Source organism: Klebsiella ornithinolytica NBRC 105727 = ATCC 31898 (assembly GCF_001598295.1).
Lineage (GTDB): Bacteria > Pseudomonadota > Gammaproteobacteria > Enterobacterales > Enterobacteriaceae > Klebsiella > Klebsiella ornithinolytica.
On sequence record NZ_BCYR01000025.1, the window covers coordinates 1 to 20592 of the forward strand.

A 20592-nucleotide genomic window follows, 5' to 3' on the forward strand; every position below is an offset into this window, starting at 1 on the left:
GTGAAGCATACGAGGCCGCTAACGGCCTTCCACCAGCATCAGCATCGATTTTGAAAGACGTGGCTTCCCGTCTCGACGTTTCTACAGCGGCCCTCATTCAGGTCTGTGATGAACGCTCCACTGCCATCAATACCATTACCGCTACCCGTGTTAACAGCGGGTGTCCTGAAGGCGTTGACGTTCAGGATTGGGTTAAGCAGTTGGCGGCGGAGAATTTGGGTCTGAAGCAGTTCCCGGAGCAGATAGTTAAGTTTATCAGCGGTCTTGGGACAAGCGAGCTTGGCAGCGACACAAAAGAAAGGATTGAGCGTGCAGCAAATCGCGTGAAAACCCCCGCCACCGATCGCATCGTAGCCGGGATTAAGGCTGATGGGGTGGAGATGGCAATAGATCACATTGCTCAGACAATTTGCCCAAATCACGAAACAGTACTCAAAGAGTTCGCCGCTCAGCTGCGCGAGGTATCCGCTAATGGCTAACTCCTTCAAGCAGATGTTTAAAAGCGCCCAGATTAAACGCCCTGATGGCCGCATGATGATCAGAATCGACGATATTCACATCGTTGATGGCTTTAACCCGCGTGACTACAACTCTGCAGAGTGCAAGGCTGACGACGAAGACCTTTTCCAGCACCTGAAATTAGGTGGATCGGTACCCCCTATTGAGGTTAAAGCTCTGGATTCCGGTGGCGTCTGGATTGTCGAAGGTCATCGCCGATATCGCGCGTTCCTGCGCTGTCGCGAAGCTGGTCTTCCTGTTGATTGGATCACCATCGCTCAGTTTAAGGGCAGCGACCTGGAAGCTCAGGCCCACGTTATGCGCTCGAACCGACAACTAAAGCTGAGTCCGATTGAGAAAGCAGCCAACCTCAAAAAAATGGCAGCATTCAATATATCGAATGGCGAAATAGCGGAACTTGTCGGCCTGTCCGTTGCAACGGTAGAAAAATTGCTGGCACTGAGTGTCACCGACCATGCCGTCCAGCAGACCGTTAAAAATGGCGAGGTATCTGTTGATGTCGCTCTGCAGCGCGTTGAGGAGTTCGGTTCAAAAGCCGCAGAGAAACTCGAAGAAGACAAAGCCAAAGCTGCTGCCGCAGGCAAGAAAAAGGTCACCAGATCTCTCATTACCCCGGAAATCAGCGTCAAGAAAGCCCGCCGCCTGGTTGAGCTGATTACTCTCGCCGGTGTTGACCCTAACGGCACCATTTCACTGGAAGGATTTGTCCTGGCTGAAGTGCTGCAAATCGTAGAAGAACAAAAAGCCATTGCGGCTAACCGGGGGTAATCATGGATTTTGATCCTGACCATTACAGCAAATATACGCTGCGCCGGTTTGCTGCCCTGTTTGATGCGATCTGCTGGGTACTGATTGCCATTGTAACTGTTGGTATCTGCTTGCTTATTAAATGGTGGACGTCATGAGTAAATCACTTAAATCTCGCTGCATTCGGCGCTGGGAAGTTGAATTTAAAGGCCGCTGCGACTCGAAATTTAGCATGGTATGGCGCAAGCGCGACCTGCGCGGTTATATCCGCAGCTGCGCTCTGACAACAGCAGATTGCATGGTTGACCAAATGGCATCACGAAACGCCAAAGTTGATTTTGACGGCGTCGCGCACGGCTGGTCGCCAGAATTCGCAGCCTGGTACAGCGAACGTCGCAACCAATACCATAAACAGGCGCTGGATTACCTAAACCACCACGCCACCCCTGACGAAATCGACGAAGAGATCGAGAGCGAATTGGAGTGCTGGAATGACTGAGCGCGGAATGATTTTTAACGGGGAGATGGTGCGGGCGCTGCTGGATGGTCGGAAGACACAGACGCGACGCCCAGTGAAACTCCCTCACACCGATAGAGATGCAATGTGCGAACTGTCCGGCAATGAATTAGCTGGTGAGTTATCGGCTGGGAATTACAGAAACAGTCCCCACGGCAAGCCAGGTGACCGCATCTGGGTGAGAGAGACATTTCAGGGGCCGCTATTCGATTTCGACCTGATGGATATCTATTGCAAAGACTCAACTCCTTTTGAGACGCCAGAGTTTTGTGTTTACAAGGCTGACGGCGTGCCGGCGCCCGAGTTTTACGATGCCGATGATGAACTGCATTGCCGCTGGCGCCCATCAATCCATATGCCGCGCTGGGCCAGCCGCATTCTGCTGGAAATCACCGATGTGCGCGTGGAGCGGCTGAAGAGTATCAGTGACGGCGATGCGATACGCGAAGGGTGCAGTACCGCCGACATGAAGAGTGGCGATTGCGCAGCTGATGTGTTCGCGCGCTTGTGGGCATCCATCTACGGCGAAGAAAGTTGGCAGGCCAATCCCTGGGTTTGGGTCATCGAGTTCAAACGCGTTGAAGGCGGTGCAGCATGAAAGTTAAAACAGCAAATCTCAGTGGTGTGCAGCTTGATTACGCAGTTGCGTGCTCTATCAATATGGGCCAGCCAATACTGCACGTCACCTCGGAAATGTTATTCGTTGAACTGGCGATGAAAGTGTTTTCGCCTTCCGCGAAATGGGACCAGTGCGGTGAGTTGATGGAGAAATACTCTATCAGCTGTTACCAGTCAGCAGACCCGGCGACAGGAAAAGTCTATCACTGGGTTGGGGTTAATGAGCTTGTAGCGCCAGGGAAGCGGCGTGGGCTCATTGCAGATAATCCACGTGCGGCTGTATGCCGCAGCCTCGTATTCACAAAGTTTGGCGATGAAATTGAGCTTCCTGACGAACTGGAAGGTGCAGCATGAGCAAGCGACGCTATACCAACGAAAAGCCACGCATTGAGAAAAAAATTAACACCGCTGCCATGAGGATTTTGATTGCCCTTATGCCACGCCAATACCGACAGGAGGCATGGTCGCGTGGGGAGGGAATGATTTACTCAACTTGTGAATGGTATCAGACCTGGGAGGTCGTCACCGTTGACTATTGGGGTGAGGCCGACAGCAAAGAAGCGTTTGATATTCTCCATGACCAGTTAATTCTCGAAACCACTGATTGGGATGGCATTGGGCATGCGTATGACATCGAAAACTCTACCGATGAAGAAGTGGATAAAGAACAGTTTTATTCCCCATGGAGGTTTGGCAAAAAAATTGGCCGCGCTGAGATTATTCGTCACTGCCGCCAGTTGGTGAAAGAAGGCGTGAGATGGGAGCGTGCAGCATGAGCATCATCAAAGGCCAGCTGATTAGCAGCCAGCGTTATCTGGACAGGTCTAAAGTAACCCATCGAGCACTACGCTTTAAACGGTTCATTGTGGCCGTCTATCCCATAGTGCTGCGTGGGGTTCAGTACACCATCCTGATGGACGGACATCACAACTACGCAGCAGCAAAGCTGGCTGGCGTAGAGCCTGATTTCCGACCGGTAGCTAAGAAGGCGATGAAAATCATTAGTGGAATACCAGACCGCGAGCGTGAAGCCTTTTTTATCAACAATATTACCGATAGCCATTATTACTACGTAGAAACCGGAGACGTAGTTCAGGAGCTTCTATTGCCTGATACGTCCCACAAATTTCAGGGGCACGCCGGTAATCAATGGATTTTTGGCGGTGCATCATGAGCCTTAAACATCGACTACCTGAAATCGAAGCCAGCATTGACCCGGCGGACCTGCGCGCTGCAGCTGATGAGTATTCCGATCTGTTGCTGACTCTCTGTCTGTACATGAAGATTTCTGGCCCTACCCATGTGAATGTACGCGCCTGCGCCACTGAACTGAAGAAGCGCCTGACGACCTGGCATAGCCAGAGGGAGCTCAACGCGATTCTTTCCAGTTGGGATCCGGTTGGCTATGTGCTCGGCCTGCGGAGAGAGGCGAACGATAACGCACGTGCTGCCGGTGACCCTGTTGACGTTTTTGTGTGAGGTGGGTATGAATACAATGTTTTTGTTAATGGCTGAGTATGGGACCGCCACCGTGCCGTTAGGCCAAGTGTGTGAAAAGTATTTTGGGCTGAAGCCGGCTACAGCGGAAAAACGCGCTGCTATGGGTGAACTCCCTATTCCAACCTTCCGCGCAGCAGAGAGCCAGAAAGCCCCGCGCATGATCCATATTCAGGACCTTGCGAACCACATCGATGCGCAGTTGAAAAAAGGCCGCGATCTGCTGGAACAGATGAAATGCGGTGGTCAGTGACACCGTAACCGCAACTCCGGATGCCGCCCATTATGTAGCATCCGGTTTTATTTTTGCATTACATAGCACCCCTATAGCACCCCATAAACACCTATCTAACTGATATTTATCACATCACATCCGACGATCCTTCGGAGCAGTAAACCAGCGTTTTTGCGCTCACGGCGGAACCGAACGTGAGTGCCGTTATTGTCAGAGCAAGCGTGGTGAGTTTGCGTTGCATAACGTTTTCCTTTTTTAATTTGTCAGCTAATGAATAGCTTGTTGTTTTCCTGCCCATACATAACACTAAAGCCAGATTGCAAACACCTGAAAAAATAAATAAAGAAGGAATCACTATGTCATCTCCACTCGCCAGTCAATTGACCCAGCGTTTCTTCCGCTACCTTGCCATCAGCAGCCAAAGCGATCCGCGGGCCACCACGCTGCCAACCACGCCGGGACAACATGAGATGGCCCGCGAACTTGCCGACGAGTTAAGCCGCCTTGGGCTGGACGATATCGTGATTGATGACCATGCCACCGTCACCGCGGTAAAAAGAGGGAATGTCCCGGGCGCGCCGCGGATTGGCTTTATCACCCATATCGACACCGTGGACGTCGGCCTGTCCCCGGACATTCATCCACAAATTTTGCGTTTTACCGGCGATGATCTGTGCCTGAATAGTGAAAAGCAGATCTGGCTGCGGGTTGCCGAGCACCCGGAGATTCTCGCCTACCCGGACGAAGAGATTATTTTCAGCGATGGCACCAGCGTGCTCGGCGCCGACAACAAATCGGCGGTCACGGTGGTGATGACGGTGCTGGAAAACCTGACGCCGGAACATCGCCACGGCGATATCGTGGTGGCCTTTGTCCCCGATGAAGAGGTGGGCCTGCGGGGGGCAAAAGCGCTGGACCTCAGCCGTTTTGCCGTCGATTTTGCCTGGACTATCGACTGCTGCGAGCTGGGCGAGATCGTGTATGAGAACTTTAATGCCGCGGCGGCGGAGATTCGCTTCACCGGCGTGACCGCCCATCCGATGTCCGCCAAAGGCGTGCTGGTCAACCCGCTGTTGATGGCCGCCGATTACATCAGCCATTTCGATCGGCTGCAGACCCCGGAACACACCGCCGGACGCGAAGGTTATGTCTGGTTTAATGGCATTCAGGGCGATCAAAACAGCACCCTGCTGCAGGCCAGCATTCGCGATTTCGACAGCGAGAGCTTTTTACGCCGTAAACAGCAGATTGGCGACGTCGCTGAAAAAATTGCCGCACAATACCCGACGGCCAGCGTCGAATTTTCGATCGGCGACACCTACAGCAACATCAGCAATGCCATTGGCGACGATCGCCGGGCTATTGACCTGATGTTCGAAGCCATGGAGAGCATTGGCGTAACGCCAAAGCCTACGCCGATGCGCGGCGGTACCGATGGTGCGGCGCTCTCGGCAAAAGGCCTGTTAACGCCCAACTTCTTCACCGGCGCGCACAACTTCCACTCGAAATTTGAGTTTTTGCCGCTGCGCGCCTTTGAAGCGTCGTACCACACCGCGTTCCAGCTCTGCCTGCTGGCGGCCCGTTAAGCCGGTTTTTGCGCCAGCATGGTGGCAAAACGCAGTTTAATGCGGTTGCCGTTGGCATCGGTGCGGTGCAGCTCGCCCACCTCTTCGTTGTACCTGAGGAACGACCAGCCGGCGTAGTAACGTCGCAGCTCCTCAGGTTTAAAGGCAAACGGGAAGCCAACGGTGCAGGGATAATCGTCGGTGTCCATTGCCGCAACGATCAGGTTGTAGCCGCCCGGTCTGGTGCAACGCTGCATGTTGGCGATAAGCCCCGGAATAGTTTTCGCGTCAAGGAACATCAGTACTACGGTGGAGAGAATAAAGTCATATTCACCGTCGAAGCTTAAGCTATTCAGATCCTTGACCGCCGCCTGGAGATTGGTCAGTTCTTCCTGCGCACGAATACTCTCCAGGTTATTGATGCTCATCGGGTTTTTGTCCCACGCCGTCACATCAAAGCCGTTTGCCGCCAGATAGAGGCTATTGCGTCCGTTGCCACACCCCAGATCCAGCGCTTTTCCCGGCGGCACCTGGGTCGCGGCATAGACCACTTCCGAGTGGGTACGGGTCAGCCCGTATTTATCAGTAAAGTAGTTTTCGTCACGGATAGTCATGATAAGTCCTTATTGTTTAATAATGTGGCCCGGTCGACGCGAATCAGCAATTTCCCCCGCAGCAACAGCAGAAACGTGCGCAGCAACAACAGTCCAATAATCAGATTGGTAAAGATAAACAACGGGATCGATAAGTAATGGAAGAAGCCGTTCGGCTGGCTGTGTCCGAGATGCAATCCGGTGCTGGCCAATGCGGAAATCCCAAACGAAAAGCTCCAGAAGGACGCATTGAACGGCTGTCGCAGGTACCACGGCATCAAACGTAACATAAACAGCAGCTGTAAAAGGCCGTAGCCAAACAGCAGTTTGGCAAAGGTATCCGCCTCTGCGCCGTTGACGCTGAGCCAGGCGCTGCACGCTACCAGCGCTGGCGCCAGCTGGATACCCAGCGAGGTCCGCATAGCCGCGGGCAGTTCGCCGTGGCTGCGTAATCGTTGCAGAATCACCGGCTCCAGGCTCAGCCATGAGAAGATCCCGGCGCCGAGAAACACCAGCCCGGCGTCGTTAAAGCCGAGCGCCCCGCAGGCCATCGCGCTGATGAAATTGTTCGCCACGGTTGGTAAATAGAGTCCCGGCGTGGTGGCGTCGGTCGGATGTTTTCCGCGCCACAATCCGGCGCTCTGCCAGGCGGAATAGCTCAGCTGGAGTACCACGCCAATGCCGAACAGCAGCAGCGAGAGCGGACGAAACCACGGCACGAAGCCGATAGCCACCAGCATCGTGGTGGCGGGAAACAGGCTGACAAAACTGCTGGCAACCGGATGGCGCATCTCCTGCAGCACGCTCCACGGAAAGCGAATGGCCCGGGAGATAAACGCTATCGTCAGCAGCGCCCAAATCATCGCCGCCAGCGCCACCAGACCATCGCCGATAGCCCGACTCACCGGCCAGAGGGTGCTGGCATAGCGCCACGCGAACCCCATGCCGATCGTGCCCAGCACCATACCAAAATAGCCCGCAGGTAAATTCAGAACCTGCCGTTCAAGCGGGTTTTTATTCATTTTATTTATTTTTTCAATTTATCTTTAAGTTGCATTTTAAAAGAACCTTATAAAACACGCTACGGAGATTTTTGCTATGTTTATGTTAACCAAAAGTAAAATAAAGCCTTGATAAGAGAAGTCCTGATGAACAAATATCGTCTGAGCGACAAGGTTCGCCTGTTTCACTATGAAGAGGACGGGATTAAACATAGCGTAAATCTGCGGCAAATTGTGGCCCTGCGTGATTTCGCCGATGTGCCGGCCGGCAGCGAAGGCGGCTGGCTGGACGATGAGTCGGCGCTGAGTCAGGCGGGCACCTGCTGGATCTACGACCCCAACAGCGCGGTGTTTGCCGGTGCGCGGATCGAAGGCAATGCGCGGCTGACGGGGACCTGCATCGTCAGCCACTTCGCGATCATCCGCGATGATGCATGGATCGACAGCGGTACCATCAGCCATCACGCCCTCATCTGTGACAATGTCACGCTTCAGGATTCCCGCGTTCGCGGCTTCTGCCGCCTCGCCGACCGGGCGCGCATTCTCCCCCACTGCCTGATTATCGCCGCCCAGGGATTGACCGCCGACCGCGACAAATTTTTGCAAATCTACCAGCGGGCGACGGTCAGCGCCTCACGCATCGTTCATCAGGCGCAGATTTACGGTGATGCCTTCGTGGAGCACGCCTTTGTTGAGCATCGGGCGGAGATATTTGACTATGCCCGGCTGGAAGGCAACGAAGAAAACGATGTCTGGGTCTGCGATAACGCCAGAGTCTACGACCATGCGCGGCTGATTGCCGGACGCGCTGAGGATGCGATACCGACGCTACGCTACAGTTCGCAGGTGGCAGAAAATGCCGTGGTTGAGGGCAACTGCGTGCTTAAGCATCGGGTGATGGTGGGCGGCCACGCCCGGCTATGCGGCGGCCCGATCCTGCTGGATGACGACGTGCTGGTGCAAGGCCACGCCCACATCAGTGGCGATGTGGTGATCGAACATCGGGTTGAAATTACCGACAACGCGCGGATTGAGGCGCTGAACGGCGATGCGATTCATCTGCGCGGCCGCAAAGTGATCAACGGCGCGCAGCAGATTACCCGCACGCCGCTTCTGGGATCGCTGTAGCGCGGTATTCCGGCCCAGGCATGACGCCGCACGCCGGGATACCTTATTATCAGGACGCGGGGCTATCGATAATCCGCCCGTAGATATTCTGATCGTCATAAGCGCCGTTCAGGTACTCGGCCTGTTTCAGACAGCCTTCGAGGGTAAAGCCATTGCGCAGCGCCACCTGGTTACTCTTGTGGTTAGCCACCCGACATTTAATCACGAAGCGCCGGACTTCGCCGCGGCGAGCGTAGTAGTGCATAAACGCCTGTAGCGCCTGGGAAAGCAGCCCTTGTCCCTGGTGATGTTCATCAATCCAGTAGCCGATATAACCCGTTTTATTCAGCGGTTCAATCTGGTTGAACGACAGCACACCCACCATCTCATCGCGCAAAAACAGTAAAAACATTTTAGCGTAACCGCGCTGGTGCAGCATGACGTTCCCCTGTACGTGGCGACGGGTTTCATCTTCACTGTCAACCGCGGCGGGCCAGCTGAGCGAATGCTGTAGCCAGTGTTTATTCTTCTCCACCAGCTGATGTAAGTCGGTAACGTAGCGCTCATCCACCGCGCGCAGCGTCAGTTGCCCGGACACCGGGATTATTTCAGGAACGGGGATCTTTTCTGCGGACATGACTATCTCTCACTGCGGGAAAACCCGTCCACGGCACGCAGACGGGCAACCGCGACGGTTACTTCATGACCCGGTCATCAACATAGTTGCGTTTATCCGGAGCCGGCGGGAAATACTGATACAGCCAGGTCTCACTGATGGCCTCGCCCTGGCAGCGCAGGAACATGCGCATTTCCACCGGGTCGGTGGAATCGTTGGTCGGGTACCAGTCAAACTGGATGCGATAGCCATCGAACGGCTCAACGTACAGAATCTCGATCTGCTTCGCTTCACCGTTAGACAGGGTAATCACCGGTTCGATGCCTTTTGGCGCAGCGGCCTTCAGGTCGCCACCGACGAAATCAATGGCAAAGCGGCGCGCCCATTTGTCCGGATAGTGTTCGCCCGGCGCCCAGCCTTCCGGGAAACCGCCCATTCCGGTGCGGGTGGCCATCACGCGAGCCAGCGGAGAACGCACCGGCGGCTGTGCGCTCCAGTACAGGCGATAGCTAAAGTCCAGCTCATCACCGGCCTTGATCGCTTTTTCCGGCTGCCAGAAGCAGACGATGTTATCCAGCGTCTCACCGGTGGTGGGGATCTCCATCAGGCTGACGGCCCCTTTGCCCCACTGGTTACGCGGCTCGACCCACAGACTCGGACGCTTGTTGTACCAGCCCATGATGTCCTGGTAATGGCTGAAATCGCGGTCAAGCTGCAGCAGACCAAAGCCGCGCGGGTTCTTGTCCTGGAAGGCGTTGAACTGCAGTTTTTGCGGGTTGTTCAGCGGGCGACAGACCCACTCGCCGTTACCGAGCCACATGGCGAGGCGGTCGGAGTCGTGAATTTGCGGGTGGATGGTGTCGCACATCCGGCGCTCGTTGTTGCCGCAGCTGAACATACTGGTCATCGGCGCGATACCCAGCTGTTTGATATCTTTGCGGGCGTAGATGTGGTTTTCCACATCCATAATCACCTGCGTCTCCTGGCAGTTGATCACAAATTTATAGGCGCCGGTGACGCTCGGGCTGTCGAGCAGCGCGTAAACGGTAAAGACGGTGGCGCCCGGCTTGACGGTTTCAAACCAGAACGAGGTAAAGTCCGGGAACTCTTCCGGGGTGTCGGTAAAGGTATCCACCGCCAGACCGCGGGCGGAGAGCCCGTACTGGTAGGTGCTGTCCACCGCGCGGAAGTAGCTCGCGCCGAGGAACGCCACGATATCGCGACGCGCCAGCTCCGGCGCTTTAAACGCGCGGAAACCGGCAAAACCGAGGTCGGTTTGCCCTACCAGCTGTTTGGTGTCTACGCCGGCGTTATTGTAGTTAAACAGTTCCGGACGGAAGTGAATCTCCCGCGCCTGCTGAGTTTGCGAATCCAGCGAGAACATGCGCACGCGGCGGCGAAAACCCATGCCGACGTGGAAAAACTGGATGTCCAGCTTGCGGTCGTCGATGTTATTCCACAGCGAATGTCCCGCATCGTACTGAATGCTGTTGTAGGCCTGCGGAGTCAGATTGGCCAGCGTGGGCGGCAGGTCGCGCGGGGCGCCGCCCCACGGCTGACGCGACAGATCGTGGGCCATCGATTGCAAAACGGTAAAGTCAAAACGGCGCGTCATCCCATCAGCAATGCCCGATTCCTCGGCAAGCGCGGCGTTAGAAAAAAGTGAAGCGACTCCTGATGTTCCGCATACGGCGGCAACAGCCATGGAAGATTTGAGAAAACGTCTGCGATTCATGCCTGAGAAAGCGTCCTTCTGTTATGCCAATTGGTCGACAACGCGACAAACAGATGCGTCGTGAATTTCGCCCACTCTAGACAAAAACGATTGATAATCCAATTGTTGGCGACAGAAAAAGCGTGAAAAAATTCTCGCCATCGGAGCAGACTGAATCCCTCCGCAGGTTTGCCCTGCGGAGGCAGACGGGTTATTTGACGCTGACGTCGATACCCGGGAAGTATTTGGCCGCCAGACGGGTGATGGTGCCGTCAGCGCGAACCTTGTCGATTGCCGCATCAAGCTGTTTTTTGCTCGCCTCGTCGCCTTTGCGCAGGCCGTAGCCGATCCCGCTGCCGAGAATAGTATCGTCAGCCACCGGTTTGCCGATAAAGCCAAAGCCTTTGCCCTGCGGCTTGCTGAGGAAACCGGCCTGCCCGGCGGCAGACATCACCAGCGAAGCATCGATACGGCCATTCAGCAGATCTGCCCACGCCATATTTTGATCTTTATAGGAGACCACCGTCACGCCATGCTTCTCCCAGTGCTCTTTGGCAAAGGTTTCCTGAATCGAACCTTGCAGCACGCCGATGGTTTTGCCTTTCAGGCCTTCCGGGGTGGTCTCCATGCCGCTATCGGCTTTACCGACCAGCTGCGAGGGAATGCGATAAATCGGCTGGGTGAAATCAATGCTTTTGCGCCGCTGTTCGGTGATATTCATCGCCGAGTTAATGGCGTCGAACTTCTTCGCCACCAGCCCCGGGATCAGCGCATCAAACGAGGTTTCCACCCAGCTGCATTTCAGCTGGGCCGCCTTGCAGATGGCGTTGCCGAGGTCGATATCAAAACCCTCCAGCTCCCCTGCCGTATTGCGACTTTCAAACGGCGGGTATTCCGCTTCTACGCCGTAGCGCAGTTCGCCGGCGGCAAACGCAGAGAAGGTGCACATCATCCCTAAAGCAAGGGTAAGGGCTGTTATTTTCATCTTCATCGTGGGGCTCCTTAACGCGGCTTAACGTGACACAGTGCCTGCGCACCGGCCCGCAATGTGGCTTCATCTTTAGCAAAAGAGAGGCGAATCAGTTTGTTATCAGTACCATCCGTATAAAACGCCGACAGCGGGATCGTCGCTACGCCGTAGTCGGTTATCAGCCGCTTCACCATTTCGCTGTCGCTTTCGTCGCTGAAATGGCTGTAGTCCGCCAGCATGAAGAAAGAGCCGGCGCTCGGCAACAGGCGGAACGGTGAGTCAGCCAGCAGCTGGCGGAGTAAATCCCGCTTCTGCTGGTAGAATGGTGCCAGCGAAAGCCAGGACTGGGGATCGGTCATATGCTCAGCAAAGGCATATTGCATCGGCGTGTCGGCAGAGAACATCAGGAACTGGTGAACCTTGCAGATCTCGTCCATCAGCGCCGCCGGCGCAACGCAGTAGCCCACGCGCCAGCCGGTCACGTGGTAGGTCTTGCCGAACGATGAGATGATGACGCTGCGCTCAGCCAGCTGGGGATGGGTCGCCATCCCATGGTGGTGTTCACCGTCAAAAACCACGTGCTCATACACCTCGTCCGACAAAATCACGATATCGGTATGGCGCGTCAACGCCGCCAGCTGGTCTAAATCTGCACGGGAAAATACCTGGCCGCTGGGGTTATGCGGCGTATTGACAATAATCATCCGCGTCCGCGGGGTGATGGCGGCGCGAACTTCATCCCAGTTAACGTTAAAATCAGGCACCGTCAGCTTAATGGCTACCGGCGTCGCCCCCTGCAAGCGGACAATCGGCGCATAGCTGTCAAAAGAGGGTTCGAAGTAGATAACCTCATCGCCCGGATGCACCAGCCCACCGATAGCCGAGTAGATCCCCTGGCTGGCGCTGGCGGTAATCAGGACTTCGTGGTCTACGTCATAACGCGTACCGTACAGGGCCGCAACCTTCCCGGCAATTCGCTCCTTCAGCGCGGGCAGGCCGGTCATCGGCGCATACTGGTTATGCCCCTCCGCCATCGCCCGCGTGACCCCGGCAACCAGCCGGGCATCGCAGGCAAAATTCGGCGCGCCCTGAGAAAGGTTGATGGCATTATGCTGAGCGGAAAGTTGACCGATCACGGTAAAAATTGTCGTGCCGACATCCGGCAGTTTGGAGCGCGTCGTCACCGGGGAACTGAGACTCATAGTTAATCCTTTCTCATTTTATTTGCATAACCATTCAATCCAATGCGCTACCCGGCGACAACCGAATTGTTATCATAGTAGCCATGCATTCTGATCATGCCTTGAGAAAAGAGACGGCCAGCCCAGGCTGGCCGGAGCGGAAAACTACTTGCGGGTTAAGGTGTTAAAGCTGGTCATCAGATTGCGGTAATCGGGAATATGGTTGGAAAACAGCGTTGCCAGTCCCTCAACATCATTGCGCCAGTCGCGATGTAGCTCACACGCGGCGCCAAACCACGACATCAGCTGCACACCGGCCTGTGACATGCGATCCCAGGCAGCATCGCGGGTAATCGGGTTAAAGGTGCCGGATGCATCGGTGATCACGAAGACCTCATATCCCTCTTCAATCGCCGACAGCGCCGGAAACGCCACGCAGACCTCGGTCACCACCCCGGCGATAATCAGCTGCTTTTTCCCCGTGGCCTTCACCGCATTGACGAAATCTTCGTTATCCCAGGCATTGATATTTCCCGGACGCGCAATATAGGGCGCGTCCGGGAACTGCGCTTTTAGTTCCGGCACCAGCGGGCCGTTGGGGCCGTTCTCAAAGCTGGTGGTCAGGATGGTCGGCAGGCCGAAATATTTCGCCATATCCCCCAGCGCCAGCACGTTGTTCTTGAATTTATCCGGGTCGATGTCGCGAACCAGAGATAACAGTCCTGCCTGATGATCCACCAGCAGCACCGCCGCCTCGCTCTTATCCAGACGTACGTAGGGTTTTGCCATGCTTGACTCCTCATTTAAACATCAGGTTATCCCCGCCAGCCTTCCCGCACCGGCAGATGTTTACTCTACAGGCAGATCATAGTTTACTCGTGGCCTGAGGATTAGCCGGCAAAAGTGGAACGCAGTGTCCCATTCGCTGAACAAAGTGGGCATACTGTCCATGATCAAAATGCATAGCTGGAGATGAGATGTCGCGAAGCGCCCTGCCTTTTCATGCCGTGGAAACCTTTCTGGTCACCGCCAGACACCTTAACTTAACCCATGCCGCGCGCGAACTCTGCCTGACTCAGGGCGCCGTTAGCCGCCAGATTGCGGCGCTGGAGGCGTGGTTTGGTTTCCCGCTTTTTGCCCGCCACGCGCGCGGACTGCATCTTTCACCGCAGGGCAGCGCCCTCTACCCGGAGCTCCAGTCGGCATTTGGCCGTCTGATCGCGGTGGCCGAGCAGGCTCGTCAGCAGCAGACCGTGGTGCGTCTGAAGGCGCCGACCTGCGCCATTCGCTGGCTGGTTCCCCGGCTGGTGGCTATTGAGCAACGTCACCCGGAACTGCAAATCGCCCTGACCACCACCACGGAACATGGCGTCAATTTCAGGACCGAACCCTATGACGCCGCCATCGTCTTCGGAACTCACCACAGCGTCGGCGATCTGCTGTTTGAAGAGGCGCTGACGCCGGTCTGTAACGGTGCCCTTGCGCGGGACAACATGCTCAATGACGTCACGTTTTTGCACCCGACCCGGGATAAGACCGACTGGTCGCTATGGCTGGCGGCATTCTCACCCGATGCCCCGCTACTGATGCGCAAAAATCAGCACTTCGACACCATGGATCTGGCGATCACCGCCGCCATGCAGGGGCTGGGCGTTGCCATGGCTGACGCCACCCTGGTGGCTGAAGATGTCCGCGCCGGCCGCCTGGTGCGCCCTTTCACCCTCAGCGTAAAAACCGGCGCCAGCTATCGGCTGGTGGTCCGCAGTTCGCAGAGTAAAGCCGACGGTCTGGCGCGGTTTCGGGAGGAGCTGGTTAATCCAGCGTAACGTGGTGGCGCATGACCCGGCGAAACAGCGCCAGCCGGGCGCGCATAAAGCGGTTTTCCAGCTTAAACCCGACCCGTTTATGGAGCCCGATGCGCAGCAGGCGATCGCGCCCACGCAGGCTGGCGGGCCAGCGTACTGCTCCCGGCAGTTCGCTACAGCGATGCCCGGCAAGGCGGGCGAAGTTCACCCAGTAATCGGCGACCTGGGCGGCAAACGCGCGGTCCTCCTCGCTGGCGTAGGTACGCACCGGCTCGGCCAGGGTGAGCGTGTCAAACACATAAGGCACTTCATCGCCGTGCCACGCCCCGTGCGGGCAGGTTTCATCGGCAGCCCGGGGAACATAGTCAAACCAGTAGCGCCAGCACGGCTGTCCTACCCGCTGCTGGGCCTGCATCACCACATAGCCCAGCGTGGTGAAGGCCATATCGCGGCACACTTCGCGTCCCAGATTCTCATCCCCTTTCACGCCAGGATAGAGCAGTTTGATCAGTCCGAGGCCAAATCGCCGCTCGCGGCGCAGTTTTTGGATCTGCCCGGCGATATCGACGCCGAAGACCGCCATCACGCTGGCCTCGTCGCTGTTAGAGCCAACCATGACCGGCATCGGGTGCTGACGGCCGGCGAAAAAAGCCTCCAGCATCGGCTGCGGTAACACCGCATCGCCGACGATCGGCGCCGGTCCGGTATTCAGCGGCGCGGTCAGCGACCAGAACGCCTCCGCCGGAATCGCCCGCAGCTGTGCGGCGCTGGCCTCCGGCAGCGAGAAGTGTTCCGCCAGCAAACGCCCTTTCTCCAGCGCTTTTTCTCGCGGCAGATCCGGCAGCGTATAGCCGCTCTGGATGATGGCCTTATGGAACAGTCCGCGGGATTTTGGCGATACCATCAGCGAGAGCACGCTGCGCGCCCCGGCCGATTCGCCAAACAGGGTAACGTTGGTGGCGTCGCCGCCAAAGGCGTGAATATTATCCTGCACCCATTGCAGCGCGGCGATTTGGTCAAGGAGGGCGAAATTATAGACCCGTTCGCCGTCTTCCCCTTCCAGCGCCGGATGGGCGAAGAACCCCAGATGCCCCAGCCGATAGTTGACGGTCACCACCACCACGTCGCGGGCCGCCAGCGCTTTGCCATCGTAAGGCGGCAGGCTGCCGGCGCCAATGGTAAACCCGCCGCCGTGCAGCCAGACCATAACCGGCAGCGGCTGAGTACGTCCGGCGGGCGCCCAGACGTTAAGGTAGAGACAATCTTCTGAGAAGCGCCCGGGATCGCCGCCGCCCAGTTCGCGGCAGTACTCAATATCTTGCCAGCTGGCGGCGGAGAAGGTGTCGGCCTGGCGGACGCCCTGCCAGCGCGCGGGCGGTTGCGGCGCGCGCCAGCGGAGCTCGCCGACCGGCGGCGCGGCAAAGGGAATGCCGCGCCAGAGATGAATACCCTGTTCAGTGATGCCGGATAACGTCCCCTGCCGGGTTTTGACCAGTGGGGTAGACGGGTTCTGCATGACCTGCTTCCTTTTACTGACTGTCGTCAATGATTCATGTCAGCAGAGTACCGGTTTCAGAGCAGACCGCAACGACGTTTACTGCGCTCCTCCGCCTGTTGATAGAGAGTAAACTCGTCCAGCACCGGGCAACCCAGCGCCGTTTCAAAGGCGTCACGGCTGGCATTGCCATGGCTGCGGGCCTGAATTTCATTGCCGAGATTTGACTGGAAAATCCCTGCCGCGCTCACCGGTAAAAAATCTTCATAAATAATCGGTTGCGCCACCACCCAGCCGCGTTCGATCAACGGCTGCGGATCGTCGCCGGGGCCAAAGGCATGACGATGGGCTTCCCCGGCGGGGGTCAGACGATAGCGGAACCATGCCAGCCCCTGCTGGCGCAGCAGGAATTCGCTGTCCGGGAACTGGCTGAACACCTCCTGGAGATGACGCTGATGGTTGAGGTTGTCTTTACCCACGCCCGCTTCGTTCAACAAGCGATCGTACAGCGCCCGGCCTTTCGGCGTCAGCGCAATCCCGCGCTGCTCTATCTCGCCAAAACGCGCGCTGTGGGTCCCCTGGTGCTCCCCGGCAAAGACCACCGGTTCTTCGAGGGCCTTAAAACTGGTCTGGCGCAGCAGAATCGGCACCTCGCGGCGCGGCGGCCCTTCAATCAAAGCCTTCGGCACAATCCCGCACTCCGGCATCAGCGCCTGAACCCGGTCGATATCCAGCGTGCGCGGCGTCAGGTGGTTGATATGGCAGCCGGGGAAGCAGACCACATCGGCAATCAGCCGGTGCTCATTATGCAGCGCATGATAGGTGTCGGCGTCCACCGTTGCGTGACTGTGCCAACGAAACGTCTCCAGCGCTTCGCGAACAAATTCCCGGGCCTGCGTCGATGAAAAATGCCCCTGTTCTTCGTGTACAGCGATGAGCTCGCGACAGCGGGGAGTAAAAATATCGCGCCGGGCGAGGATCGCCGCCGCACGCTGGCGCAGCTCAACGTTGGCAATCAGTTCCAGACGCAGCAGCGAGGTAAAAATACGAAACGGATTGCGCGCCAGCGCCGCGTCATCAATCGGACGAAACGCGGTGGAGTGCACCGGCACGCCGGCCTGCGACAGGTCGTAATAGCTGACGGGGAACATCCCCATAATGGCAAACATACGCCGCAGCGTCGCCAGTTCTTCCGCCGTGCCAACGCGGATCGCGCCGTGGCGCTCGACATTAAGTCGCGACAGCTCATCGGCATTCGCCAGTTGCTCATGCAGTTTAGGATGATGCTCCAGCACCGCCAGATTAACGTCAGCCACCAGCTCCAGTAACGTCCCGTACTGTGGAACTTCCTGCTGGTACATCGCCGACATTGCCTGCGAAAAGTTTTCCCGAATCTCATCAGCCGTGATGGTGTTCGCCATGATGCCTTACCTCCAGTGAATACTTCCTGGAGTGTAGAAAAGGCCCGTGGCAACGGCGGGAAGAATTTACAAATTGTGATGCGGATAACCTGCCTCTGTCCTCCATGCCATTCTGAGCATAACCGTGGGTTATGCAAAACGACCGTTAATTTCACTTTAAATTAACAAAGCATTTACACACACTGTTTCTGGCGATATGACAATAAAAAGCCCTCTACCGATAAAAACGGAGCCACTACCCTATGAATGATAAATGGTCACCGCGCGAGGTTGTGCATCGCGACTACAGCAGTCACCCGCCCGCCTATGCCCCGGGCTACAAAACCAGCGTCCTGCGCTCACCGCGCAATGCGCTGATCTCATTACAGAATTCCCTGTCCGAAATTACCGGCCCGGTATTCGGCCACGACGATCTCGGCCCGCTGGATAATGACCTGATCCTTAATTACGCCAAAGAAGGTCTGCCTATTGGCGAGCGTATTATTGTCCACGGCTACGTGCGCGACGGCTTCGGCCGCCCGATGAAAAACACGCTGGTCGAGGTGTGGCAGGCCAACGCCGGCGGCCGCTATCGACATAAAAAGGATCAGTATCTGGCGCCCATCGACCCCAATTTCGGCGGCTGCGGCCGGATACTGACGGATGAAAACGGCTATTACTGCTTCCGCACCATCAAGCCAGGCCCCTATCCGTGGCGCAATCAGGTCAGCGACTGGCGCCCGGCGCATATTCACTTTTCCCTCTCCGGGGATGCGTGGGCGCAGCGCCTGATTACGCAAATGTATTTCGAGGGCGACCCGCTAATTAAACAGTGTCCGATCGTCAAAACCATTAATAACGACGAGGCGGTTCGCACGCTGATTGCCGAACTCGACACCCATGCCGCCGTACCGCTGGATTGCCTCGCCTATCGCTTTGATCTTGTGCTGCGCGGCCATCGCGCCACGCTGTTTGAAAATCGCACCCAGGGGGCCGCCCGATGAAAGACTATTTAGCCGAAACCGCCTCGCAGACCGCCGGCCCCTATGTGCATATCGGCCTCGCACCCGACGCCGCCGGCTTTCATATCTTTGAAAAGAACTTCGGCCCGCAGCTCACTACGCCGGACACCGAAGGTGAACGCATTACGATCGAAGGTCGGGTGATCGATGGTTCCGGAACGCCGGTGCGTGACGTGCTGCTGGAACTCTGGCAGGCCAATGCCGCCGGGCGCTATCACCACCCCGACGATCGTCAGCTACATAAAAAGCTCGATCCGGGCTTTCGCGGCTGGGGTCGCAGCTGTTCGGACTTTACCTCCGGCATCTGGCGCTTTGAGACCATCAAACCGGGAGCCGTCGTCGGTCGCGATGGCCGGATGATGGCGCCGCACGTCAATTTATGGGTGGTGGCGCGAGGCATCAATATTGGTCTCAACACGCGGATGTACTTTTCCGACGAGCAGGAGGCGAACCAGGCCGATCCGGTGCTGAATCTGATTGAGTGGGAGGTGCGTCGCCAGACGTTGATTGCCCAACGCGAAGTGCGCGGCAGTGAAATTGTCTACCGTTTTGATATTCACCTGCAGGGTGAGAACGAAACCGTCTTCTTTGATATCTGAGTAACTTTCCGTCTGATTTTGCCCCGACCGGGTTCGGGGCGTCTGTTTTTTCATCAAAATAAAAAATTTGTAATACAAGAGAGTGAAATGTTAATAATATTTTGCTATCAGGTTATCAAATTTCAATAACTTCGCTTGTCACCCACTGCGCTCTGTTTTTAACATCAACTATGGAAAAAAATGGTCTTTTTAGTCAGCGCATTCGTTTGCGCCATCTACACACTTTCGTGGCCGTCGCTCAACAGGGAACGCTGGGGCGTGCGGCTGAAACACTTAATCTAAGCCAACCTGCCTTATCAAAAACGCTCAATGAGCTGGAGCAGTTGACCGGTACGCGACTGTTTGAACGCGGGCGGCTGGGCGCTCAGCTGACGCTGGTCGGCGAACAGTTTCTCACCCATGCGGTTAAGGTCCTCGACGCGCTGAATACGGCAGGCCAGGCGCTTAACCGTAAAGAGGGGCTGAATAACGATGTGGTGCGTATCGGCGCACTCCCGACCGCCGCCTTAGGCATTTTACCCACCGTCATCGGCCAGTTTCACAAGCAGCAGAAAGATATCACCCTGCAGGTCGCGACCATGAACAACACCATGCTGCTGGCGGGCTTAAAATCGGGAGAAATCGATATTGGGATCGGCCGCATGTCTGACCCGGAGCTGATGAGTGGCCTCAACTACGAGCTGCTGTTCCTCGAATCTCTGAAGCTGGTGGTACGTCCCGGTCATCCGCTATTGCAGGAAACCGTGACCCTCAGTCGGGTGATGGAGTGGCCGGTCGTCGTCTCCCCTAAAGGCACCATTCCGCGGCAGAATGCGGAAACGCTGCTGCAAAGCCAGGGGTGTAAAATTCCCGCCGGCTGTATCGAAACCCTCTCCGCGTCGCTCTCGCGTCAGCTGACCGTGGATTATGACTACATCTGGTTCGTTCCATCCGGCGCGGTCAAAGACGACCTGCGCCGCGGGCTGCTGACCGCTCTGCCGGTACCCACCCAGGGTGCGGGCGAACCGATCGGCATTTTGACGCGCGTCGATGCCACATTCTCCTCCGGCGCACAAACTTTACTCAGCGCCATTCGCAAATCCATGCCGGCGTAATGAACGCCGGATACGGCATCTGACGCCCTGTCCGGCCCTTCCCAGCCCCTTCTCACCCGCCCGCCGCCAGGCTTTTGGCCGCCGTAGCCCGGCGGAAAAATCAGCGTGCTAATCAATTAATGCGAAATTGTTTATTAACAATTGCGCAAACTTCATTAACAGATTTATCATTGTCGCGATTTCACCAAATGGTTCATTCGAAATCAACGTAACTTGTGAATATCGCCAACATGAAGGCGTATTCCACTTCACTCAAAAGCACCCCTGTATTTTTTGATTCATTTGGTTCGCATCTGA

25 protein-coding genes are annotated in these 20592 nt (G+C 56.5%); 16 read left to right on the top strand and 9 right to left on the bottom strand.

What is annotated here, in order from left to right:
* Window positions 1–59: 59 nt before the first annotated feature.
* The 11 genes from ROR01S_RS27375 to pepT all read left to right on the top strand — a co-directional run bounded on the left by ROR01S_RS27375 (window position 60) and on the right by pepT (window position 5719).
* Window positions 60–479, top strand: coding sequence for a hypothetical protein (locus tag ROR01S_RS27375; RefSeq protein ID WP_255265549.1), 420 nt, complete (start codon window positions 60–62; stop codon window positions 477–479).
* Window positions 472–1287 carry a ParB/RepB/Spo0J family partition protein gene (locus tag ROR01S_RS25055; protein ID WP_064359969.1) on the top strand — a complete coding sequence of 272 codons (816 nt, stop codon included), beginning with the start codon at window positions 472–474 and terminating at the stop codon, window positions 1285–1287. Before ROR01S_RS27375 ends, ROR01S_RS25055 begins: the two co-directional genes overlap by 8 nt.
* A 2-nt stretch (window positions 1288–1289) precedes the next feature.
* Window positions 1290–1424 carry a hypothetical protein gene (locus ROR01S_RS27650; RefSeq protein WP_255265548.1) on the top strand — a complete coding sequence of 45 codons (135 nt, stop codon included), beginning with the start codon at window positions 1290–1292 and terminating at the stop codon, window positions 1422–1424.
* On the top strand, window positions 1421–1765 hold the full coding sequence (locus tag ROR01S_RS25060) for a hypothetical protein (RefSeq protein WP_064359970.1): 345 nt from the start codon (window positions 1421–1423) through the stop codon (window positions 1763–1765). Before ROR01S_RS27650 ends, ROR01S_RS25060 begins: the two co-directional genes overlap by 4 nt.
* The gene (locus ROR01S_RS25065) at window positions 1758–2381 is read left to right on the top strand and encodes a hypothetical protein (RefSeq protein WP_064359971.1); all 624 of its coding nucleotides are present in this window, start codon (window positions 1758–1760) and stop codon (window positions 2379–2381) included. The genes ROR01S_RS25060 and ROR01S_RS25065 overlap by 8 nt, the downstream gene beginning before the upstream one ends.
* Entirely contained in the window at window positions 2378–2755 is a 378-nt protein-coding gene (locus ROR01S_RS25070) for a phage protein NinX family protein (RefSeq protein ID WP_064359972.1), read from the top strand. Before ROR01S_RS25065 ends, ROR01S_RS25070 begins: the two co-directional genes overlap by 4 nt.
* Window positions 2752–3177 (top strand): hypothetical protein, encoded by a 426-nt coding sequence (locus ROR01S_RS25075; RefSeq protein ID WP_064359973.1) that lies wholly within the window; start codon window positions 2752–2754, stop codon window positions 3175–3177. Before ROR01S_RS25070 ends, ROR01S_RS25075 begins: the two co-directional genes overlap by 4 nt.
* On the top strand, window positions 3174–3575 hold the full coding sequence (locus tag ROR01S_RS25080; protein WP_064359980.1) for a ParB/RepB/Spo0J family partition protein: 402 nt from the start codon (window positions 3174–3176) through the stop codon (window positions 3573–3575). The genes ROR01S_RS25075 and ROR01S_RS25080 overlap by 4 nt, the downstream gene beginning before the upstream one ends.
* Complete coding sequence (locus tag ROR01S_RS25085; protein WP_064359974.1) at window positions 3572–3880, top strand: DUF7740 domain-containing protein; 309 nt, start codon at window positions 3572–3574, stop codon at window positions 3878–3880. The genes ROR01S_RS25080 and ROR01S_RS25085 overlap by 4 nt, the downstream gene beginning before the upstream one ends.
* A gap of 7 nt (window positions 3881–3887) precedes the next feature.
* Window positions 3888–4151, top strand: coding sequence for a pyocin activator PrtN family protein (locus tag ROR01S_RS25090; protein WP_064359975.1), 264 nt, complete (start codon window positions 3888–3890; stop codon window positions 4149–4151).
* Between the two features lie 338 nt (window positions 4152–4489).
* Entirely contained in the window at window positions 4490–5719 is a 1230-nt protein-coding gene (pepT, locus tag ROR01S_RS25095; protein WP_004861474.1) for a peptidase T, read from the top strand.
* On the opposite strand, the gene tehB is transcribed toward pepT, so the two are convergent.
* Window positions 5716–6312 carry a tellurite resistance methyltransferase TehB gene (gene tehB / locus ROR01S_RS25100; protein WP_064359976.1) on the bottom strand — a complete coding sequence of 199 codons (597 nt, stop codon included), beginning with the start codon at window positions 6310–6312 and terminating at the stop codon, window positions 5716–5718. The two genes, pepT and tehB, sit on opposite strands and share 4 nt — an antisense overlap.
* A complete protein-coding gene (gene tehA / locus ROR01S_RS25105; RefSeq protein ID WP_064359977.1) occupies window positions 6309–7313 on the bottom strand; it encodes a dicarboxylate transporter/tellurite-resistance protein TehA in 1005 nt (334 codons plus the stop codon). The genes tehB and tehA overlap by 4 nt, the downstream gene beginning before the upstream one ends.
* A gap of 126 nt (window positions 7314–7439) precedes the next feature.
* On the opposite strand from tehA, the gene ydcK reads away from it, so the two are divergent.
* On the top strand, window positions 7440–8420 hold the full coding sequence (gene ydcK / locus ROR01S_RS25110; RefSeq protein WP_004861463.1) for a YdcK family protein: 981 nt from the start codon (window positions 7440–7442) through the stop codon (window positions 8418–8420).
* 49 nt (window positions 8421–8469) lie between these two features.
* Here the strand turns inward: ydcK and rimL are convergent, their stop codons facing one another.
* The 5 genes from rimL to ycaC form a co-directional block, all read right to left on the bottom strand.
* Window positions 8470–9036, bottom strand: a complete 567-nt coding sequence (gene rimL / locus ROR01S_RS25115; protein ID WP_004861460.1) for a 50S ribosomal protein L7/L12-serine acetyltransferase — start codon at window positions 9034–9036, stop codon at window positions 8470–8472.
* A gap of 58 nt (window positions 9037–9094) precedes the next feature.
* The gene (locus ROR01S_RS25120) at window positions 9095–10750 is read right to left on the bottom strand and encodes a glucan biosynthesis protein D (RefSeq protein WP_004861457.1); all 1656 of its coding nucleotides are present in this window, start codon (window positions 10748–10750) and stop codon (window positions 9095–9097) included.
* 190 nt (window positions 10751–10940) lie between these two features.
* Window positions 10941–11714, bottom strand: coding sequence for a transporter substrate-binding domain-containing protein (locus ROR01S_RS25125; RefSeq protein WP_015584434.1), 774 nt, complete (start codon window positions 11712–11714; stop codon window positions 10941–10943).
* A gap of 17 nt (window positions 11715–11731) precedes the next feature.
* Complete coding sequence (locus tag ROR01S_RS25130; RefSeq protein WP_004861451.1) at window positions 11732–12901, bottom strand: pyridoxal phosphate-dependent aminotransferase; 1170 nt, start codon at window positions 12899–12901, stop codon at window positions 11732–11734.
* 144 nt (window positions 12902–13045) lie between these two features.
* Entirely contained in the window at window positions 13046–13669 is a 624-nt protein-coding gene (ycaC, locus tag ROR01S_RS25135; RefSeq protein ID WP_004861448.1) for an isochorismate family cysteine hydrolase YcaC, read from the bottom strand.
* Window positions 13670–13857: 188 nt separating this feature from the next.
* Between ycaC and ROR01S_RS25140 the strand changes: the two genes are divergently transcribed.
* Window positions 13858–14706: a LysR family transcriptional regulator gene (locus ROR01S_RS25140; RefSeq protein ID WP_004861445.1), complete on the top strand. Its 849-nt coding sequence runs from the start codon at window positions 13858–13860 to the stop codon at window positions 14704–14706.
* Here ROR01S_RS25140 and ROR01S_RS25145 read toward each other — a convergent pair.
* Both ROR01S_RS25145 and hglS read right to left on the bottom strand, forming a co-directional pair.
* Window positions 14693–16201, bottom strand: a complete 1509-nt coding sequence (locus ROR01S_RS25145; RefSeq protein WP_044347685.1) for a carboxylesterase/lipase family protein — start codon at window positions 16199–16201, stop codon at window positions 14693–14695. The two genes, ROR01S_RS25140 and ROR01S_RS25145, sit on opposite strands and share 14 nt — an antisense overlap.
* Before the next feature lie 56 nt (window positions 16202–16257).
* Window positions 16258–17601, bottom strand: coding sequence for a 2-oxoadipate dioxygenase/decarboxylase HglS (hglS, locus tag ROR01S_RS25150; RefSeq protein ID WP_004861438.1), 1344 nt, complete (start codon window positions 17599–17601; stop codon window positions 16258–16260).
* Window positions 17602–17843: 242 nt separating this feature from the next.
* On the opposite strand from hglS, the gene pcaH reads away from it, so the two are divergent.
* The 3 genes from pcaH to ROR01S_RS25165 all read left to right on the top strand — a co-directional run bounded on the left by pcaH (window position 17844) and on the right by ROR01S_RS25165 (window position 20295).
* Window positions 17844–18584 (top strand): protocatechuate 3,4-dioxygenase subunit beta, encoded by a 741-nt coding sequence (gene pcaH, locus ROR01S_RS25155; protein WP_004861436.1) that lies wholly within the window; start codon window positions 17844–17846, stop codon window positions 18582–18584.
* Window positions 18581–19201: a protocatechuate 3,4-dioxygenase subunit alpha gene (gene pcaG / locus ROR01S_RS25160; protein WP_015584437.1), complete on the top strand. Its 621-nt coding sequence runs from the start codon at window positions 18581–18583 to the stop codon at window positions 19199–19201. Before pcaH ends, pcaG begins: the two co-directional genes overlap by 4 nt.
* A 170-nt stretch (window positions 19202–19371) precedes the next feature.
* The gene (locus ROR01S_RS25165; protein ID WP_004861430.1) at window positions 19372–20295 is read left to right on the top strand and encodes a LysR substrate-binding domain-containing protein; all 924 of its coding nucleotides are present in this window, start codon (window positions 19372–19374) and stop codon (window positions 20293–20295) included.
* The last annotated feature ends 297 nt before the right edge of the window (window positions 20296–20592 follow it).

What these genes read in the sequence shown, in the direction of transcription:
- ROR01S_RS25055 (WP_064359969.1), top strand. Translation starts at nt 472, where the DNA reads ATGGCTAACTCCTTCAAGCAGATGTTTAAAAGCGCCCAGATTAAACGC.
- ROR01S_RS27650 (WP_255265548.1), top strand. Translation starts at nt 1,290, where the DNA reads ATGGATTTTGATCCTGACCATTACAGCAAATATACGCTGCGCCGGTTT.
- ROR01S_RS25060 (WP_064359970.1), top strand. Translation starts at nt 1,421, where the DNA reads ATGAGTAAATCACTTAAATCTCGCTGCATTCGGCGCTGGGAAGTTGAA.
- ROR01S_RS25065 (WP_064359971.1), top strand. Translation starts at nt 1,758, where the DNA reads ATGACTGAGCGCGGAATGATTTTTAACGGGGAGATGGTGCGGGCGCTG.
- ROR01S_RS25070 (WP_064359972.1), top strand. Translation starts at nt 2,378, where the DNA reads ATGAAAGTTAAAACAGCAAATCTCAGTGGTGTGCAGCTTGATTACGCA.
- ROR01S_RS25075 (WP_064359973.1), top strand. Translation starts at nt 2,752, where the DNA reads ATGAGCAAGCGACGCTATACCAACGAAAAGCCACGCATTGAGAAAAAA.
- ROR01S_RS25080 (WP_064359980.1), top strand. Translation starts at nt 3,174, where the DNA reads ATGAGCATCATCAAAGGCCAGCTGATTAGCAGCCAGCGTTATCTGGAC.
- ROR01S_RS25085 (WP_064359974.1), top strand. Translation starts at nt 3,572, where the DNA reads ATGAGCCTTAAACATCGACTACCTGAAATCGAAGCCAGCATTGACCCG.
- ROR01S_RS25090 (WP_064359975.1), top strand. Translation starts at nt 3,888, where the DNA reads ATGAATACAATGTTTTTGTTAATGGCTGAGTATGGGACCGCCACCGTG.
- pepT (WP_004861474.1), top strand. Translation starts at nt 4,490, where the DNA reads ATGTCATCTCCACTCGCCAGTCAATTGACCCAGCGTTTCTTCCGCTAC.
- tehB (WP_064359976.1), bottom strand. Translation starts at nt 6,312, where the DNA reads ATGACTATCCGTGACGAAAACTACTTTACTGATAAATACGGGCTGACC.
- tehA (WP_064359977.1), bottom strand. Translation starts at nt 7,313, where the DNA reads ATGAATAAAAACCCGCTTGAACGGCAGGTTCTGAATTTACCTGCGGGC.
- ydcK (WP_004861463.1), top strand. Translation starts at nt 7,440, where the DNA reads ATGAACAAATATCGTCTGAGCGACAAGGTTCGCCTGTTTCACTATGAA.
- rimL (WP_004861460.1), bottom strand. Translation starts at nt 9,036, where the DNA reads ATGTCCGCAGAAAAGATCCCCGTTCCTGAAATAATCCCGGTGTCCGGG.
- ROR01S_RS25120 (WP_004861457.1), bottom strand. Translation starts at nt 10,750, where the DNA reads ATGAATCGCAGACGTTTTCTCAAATCTTCCATGGCTGTTGCCGCCGTA.
- ROR01S_RS25125 (WP_015584434.1), bottom strand. Translation starts at nt 11,714, where the DNA reads ATGAAAATAACAGCCCTTACCCTTGCTTTAGGGATGATGTGCACCTTC.
- ROR01S_RS25130 (WP_004861451.1), bottom strand. Translation starts at nt 12,901, where the DNA reads ATGAGTCTCAGTTCCCCGGTGACGACGCGCTCCAAACTGCCGGATGTC.
- ycaC (WP_004861448.1), bottom strand. Translation starts at nt 13,669, where the DNA reads ATGGCAAAACCCTACGTACGTCTGGATAAGAGCGAGGCGGCGGTGCTG.
- ROR01S_RS25140 (WP_004861445.1), top strand. Translation starts at nt 13,858, where the DNA reads ATGTCGCGAAGCGCCCTGCCTTTTCATGCCGTGGAAACCTTTCTGGTC.
- ROR01S_RS25145 (WP_044347685.1), bottom strand. Translation starts at nt 16,201, where the DNA reads ATGCAGAACCCGTCTACCCCACTGGTCAAAACCCGGCAGGGGACGTTA.
- hglS (WP_004861438.1), bottom strand. Translation starts at nt 17,601, where the DNA reads ATGGCGAACACCATCACGGCTGATGAGATTCGGGAAAACTTTTCGCAG.
- pcaH (WP_004861436.1), top strand. Translation starts at nt 17,844, where the DNA reads ATGAATGATAAATGGTCACCGCGCGAGGTTGTGCATCGCGACTACAGC.
- pcaG (WP_015584437.1), top strand. Translation starts at nt 18,581, where the DNA reads ATGAAAGACTATTTAGCCGAAACCGCCTCGCAGACCGCCGGCCCCTAT.
- ROR01S_RS25165 (WP_004861430.1), top strand. Translation starts at nt 19,372, where the DNA reads ATGGAAAAAAATGGTCTTTTTAGTCAGCGCATTCGTTTGCGCCATCTA.